Genomic DNA, 3,836 nt, shown 5'->3' with positions numbered 1-3,836 from the left:
TGTGAATGTCCGAAGTTGTCTGCACGGGATCCGCGCTGTCGGTGGAGGGTTGTGCAGGGGACTTCGAGTTAGGCCGGTGTACTGAACTCGTCTGCGCTACGGTGCCTTTTGTTCGTACTCGTATGCACGACGGGATCTCCGTGATGGCTGATGGGTCGGTGATCGAGCGCGGTGTGCTGACAGCGGCGCCTGCGATATGGGAGTCGGCGGTGCGCCGGGCCGAGGTGATCGGGCGGTTGGCGCAGCGGGACACCATGGGCCGCGATGCCGCCGATGCCGCGGCCGCCGAACTGGGAGTGTCGCGTCGCCAGGTCTACCTGCTTGTTCAGCGGTGGCGGGCGGGAGAAGGCGTGGCGTCGGACATGCTGCCTCGCACATCCAGCGGCGGCCGGGGTGGTCACCGCCTGGCCGGCGATGTAGAGGCCGTGGTCCGGGAGGTACTGCGGAAACGCTATCTGACCAGGCAGCGGCGTTCGGTGGCGTCGGTATGCCGTGACATCGACAGGGAGTGCAAGGTCCGTGGACTGCGCTCGCCGTCGCGCGGGTCGGTGCTGCGCCGCATCGCCGAACTCGACCCTGCGGCCTCGGCGTCTGCCCGCGAGGGCGCCGACGCTGCGAGGGCGATGCGCGCGGCTGGCGGCGTCCCGCCAGAGATCGTCGGACTGCTGGAGCAGGTGCAGATCGACCACACCCCCGTCGACGTGATCGTGGTCGACGAACGGCACCGCCTGCCGATCGGCCGCCCTTACGTCACGGCCGGGGTGGACGTGGCCTCCCGCTGCCTGCCCGGCCTGGTGGTGACCCTGGAGGCTCCGTCGGCGACGTCGGTGGGGCTATGTCTGGCGCATATGGCTACCGACAAGCGCGCCTGGCTGGAGCAGCTGGGCGTCGAGGCGGTGTGGCCGATGAGCGGCAAACCTCGCTCCTTGTATGTCGACAACGCCGCAGAATTCAAGAGCGAAGCCCTCAAACGCGGCTGCGACCAGCACGGAATCGACCTCGGCTACCGGCCGCCGGGGGCGCCGCACTTCGGCGGGATCGTGGAACGTGTGATCGGCACGATGATGCAGATGGTCCACGAGCTTCCGGGCACCACGTTCTCCAACACCGCCGAACGCGGCGGCTACGACAGCGACGGCAAGGCCGTGCTGACCTTGCGGGAGCTGCAGCGTTGGCTGGCTTTGGCGGTGGCCTGCTACCACGGCGAGATCCACGAGTCGCTGATCCGGCCGCCCGCGGCGGTGTGGGCGGAGAAGGTCGCTGAATCCGGTGCGCCGGTGACGGTGACCAACGAGTCGGCGTTTCTGGTGGACTTCCTGCCGGTGATCCGGCGGACGTTGACCCGCACGGGCTTCCAGGTCGATCACGTGCAGTACTACTCGAATGCGTTGAAACCGTGGATCGCTCGCCGCGGACAGCGGGATCAGTTCGTGCTGCGCCGCGACCCGCGCGACATTTCCCGGATCTGGGTGCTGGACCCCGACACCTTCACCTACCTGGAAGTGGGGTACCGCGTGATGTCGCGGCCGCCGATCAGCCTGTGGGAGCAGCAGGCTGCCGTCGCGCGGCTGCGCCAGCTCGGCCGCGCCGAGGTCGACGAAACCGCCCTGTTCACGATGGTCGATCAGATGCGGCAGATCACCGACATCGCCACCGCGACTACCCGCAAGGCTCGCCGCGACCGGCAACGGCGACCGCAGCAGCAGGACGGCCCCGGATCGGCGCCGGTCACCGCGCATCCGCCGCTGCCGCCGGTCGACGCGGAAACGACCGTGCCCGAGGCCAAGCCGTTCGACGAGATCGAGCAGTGGTGAGCGACAACGAAACGGCGGCGGACTTGTCGCATCTGCATCCGTCGGCGCGGCCGATCGCGTTGCTGCCGGTCGACGAGCGGCTGCTGCATGTTCGCGCGGATCGGTGGATCGGCTACGGCCGCGCTCTCGACGCACTGGACCGGCTGGAGGCGCTGTACTCGTGGCCGTCCAAGCAAAGGATGCCGAACCTGCTGCTGATCGGGGCGACCAACAACGGCAAGTCGATGATCGTCGAGCGGTTCCGCCGATCGCACCCGCCGACGTCACATCCGGACCGGGAGGAAATCCCGGTGATAGTGATGCAGATGCCGTCCGAGCCGTCGGTGACCCGCTTCTACACCGCGCTGCTGACCTCGGCCGGAGCGCCGATTCAGCGACGGCACTGGAGCATCGCACAACTGGAGCAGTACGTGCTGGAAATCCTGCGAACAATCGGTCTGCGGGCGCTCGTGATCGACGAGCTACACAACCTGCTGGCCGGCCGCGGCGACCGGCGCAGGGAGTTCTTGAACGTGCTCCGGTTTCTCGGCAACGAACTGCGCATCCCGCTGATCGGCGTCGGCACCCACGAGGCGTACCTTGCGATTCGCTCCGACGATCAGCTGGAGAACAGGTTCGCGCCGTTGGTGCTGCCCCAGTGGGACGACGGACCCGAAACCTGCTCGCTGCTGGCCAGCTTCGCCGCGTCGTTCCCGCTGCGGCGACCGTCGCACATCGCAACGCCGGAGATGGCGAACTACCTGATCACCCGCAGCGAAGGCACGATCGGGGAGCTGACGCACCTGCTGACCGACGCGGCCGTGGCCGCGATCGAGTCCGGCGAGGAAGCGATCAACCAACAGACCCTGCTGCTCGCCGGGTACACCGGCCCCACCGAACGACGTCGGCTGTTCGAGCGCGAAGTCGTGTGAGCCCGACACCGGTCCGGTGGCCCCTGCACCCGCCACCGCACCCGCTCGAATCACTGTCGTCATGGCTGGAACGCCTCGCCCGCCTGTACCGGATGCCGGTCAAGCAACTGATCGCCACCCTCAGTCCCGCCAACGCAGACAACACTAACCGCCAGGACTGGGACTACCGGCCCGTCCCGCCGTGGCTGGCCGATGCGCTCGTCGAGCGTACGGGCATCGATCCCGCGCACCTGAAAACCATGACCGTCACCGGATGGGCCCCGTGGTTGATAGACCCACCCGACGCAACGAACTTCAAGGCCCAGGAATCGTTCGACACCTACGTACGGCAGAATCCGGTGCTATTGCGACCCGGCGAGGCCGGCCGCAACCACATCACCGCCTGGACAAGCTGGCACGGTCCCTGGATGCCGACACACAAGTACCAGCAGCGGCGCTGCCTGCTCTGCGCCGCCGACCCCACCCACCCCAGAGCGCTGGTCTGGAGGCTGCCGCTCGTGGCCGGCTGTGCCGACCACGGCATCCGGCTCGACAACGCCGCCGACGTCGAACGCTCCGTGGCACTCACCGACCACGACCTCGAGTTGGCCCCCGGACTCCAGCGGTTGCGACCCGCGCCGCTGACCGAGCCGCTGACCACCTTGGACCACTACACATACCAAGGCCTCGCCACAGGACAGGTCAGCCTGCCCGGACGGCCGGTCCACGTCGCGGTCTGGTTACGGCTGCTGCGCACGCTGCTCGACGAGGTCAGCCTGGCCCCGTCAACCAAGCGGTCTCGCACCAAACAGCGTCTGGAGCTGATCTGGGAAACCGCCGGCCTGCCACCGCGTGGCGGGCTCACCTCGTGGAAACCGTACGAGCTGATGGACCCACCGATGCAGGACGCGATGCTGCACGCCGCGGCGACCGCGCTCAACCTCGTCGCCCAACGGAAGATTACCGCCGCAGGTACCCTCGCCTCGGCGCTGGCGCCGCCGCCGAGGCAGCCGATGTACGAGGGACACAAGCCGACTCCGCTGGCGGTTCGACGATCCTGGCGTCGATCCCCCCGACCAGTGCCTGTGCAGACGACTTCAGTCATGTGTGCAGACGACTACGAACATTGACA

At 67.9% G+C, this 3,836-nt stretch carries 3 protein-coding genes; all 3 read left to right on the top strand.

Annotated elements, in window-relative coordinates; genetic code table 11:
• Positions 1–143 precede the first annotated feature (143 nt).
• From AB0H36_RS47940 to AB0H36_RS47930, 3 genes are read left to right on the top strand one after another with little or no spacing between them, the layout of a single operon-like run.
• The gene (locus tag AB0H36_RS47940; protein ID WP_360539058.1) at positions 144–1,814 is read left to right on the top strand and encodes a Mu transposase C-terminal domain-containing protein; all 1,671 of its coding nucleotides are present in this window, start codon (positions 144–146) and stop codon (positions 1,812–1,814) included.
• Complete coding sequence (locus tag AB0H36_RS47935; RefSeq protein ID WP_360539055.1) at positions 1,811–2,725, top strand: TniB family NTP-binding protein; 915 nt, start codon at positions 1,811–1,813, stop codon at positions 2,723–2,725. The genes AB0H36_RS47940 and AB0H36_RS47935 overlap by 4 nt, the downstream gene beginning before the upstream one ends.
• Positions 2,722–3,834, top strand: a complete 1,113-nt coding sequence (locus tag AB0H36_RS47930) for a TniQ family protein (protein WP_360539052.1) — start codon at positions 2,722–2,724, stop codon at positions 3,832–3,834. The genes AB0H36_RS47935 and AB0H36_RS47930 overlap by 4 nt, the downstream gene beginning before the upstream one ends.
• Positions 3,835–3,836 lie beyond the last annotated feature (2 nt).

The sequence above is a fragment of the Kribbella sp. NPDC050820 genome, from assembly GCF_040653975.1.
Classification (GTDB): domain Bacteria; phylum Actinomycetota; class Actinomycetes; order Propionibacteriales; family Kribbellaceae; genus Kribbella.
The sequence above is the reverse complement of the archived record's forward strand: the minus strand, read 5'-3'. Positions and strand labels throughout refer to the sequence as shown.

Coding starts and splice junctions, on each gene's coding strand:
- AB0H36_RS47940 (WP_360539058.1), top strand. CDS start 144: ATGGCTGATGGGTCGGTGATCGAGCGCGGTGTGCTGACAGCGGCGCCT.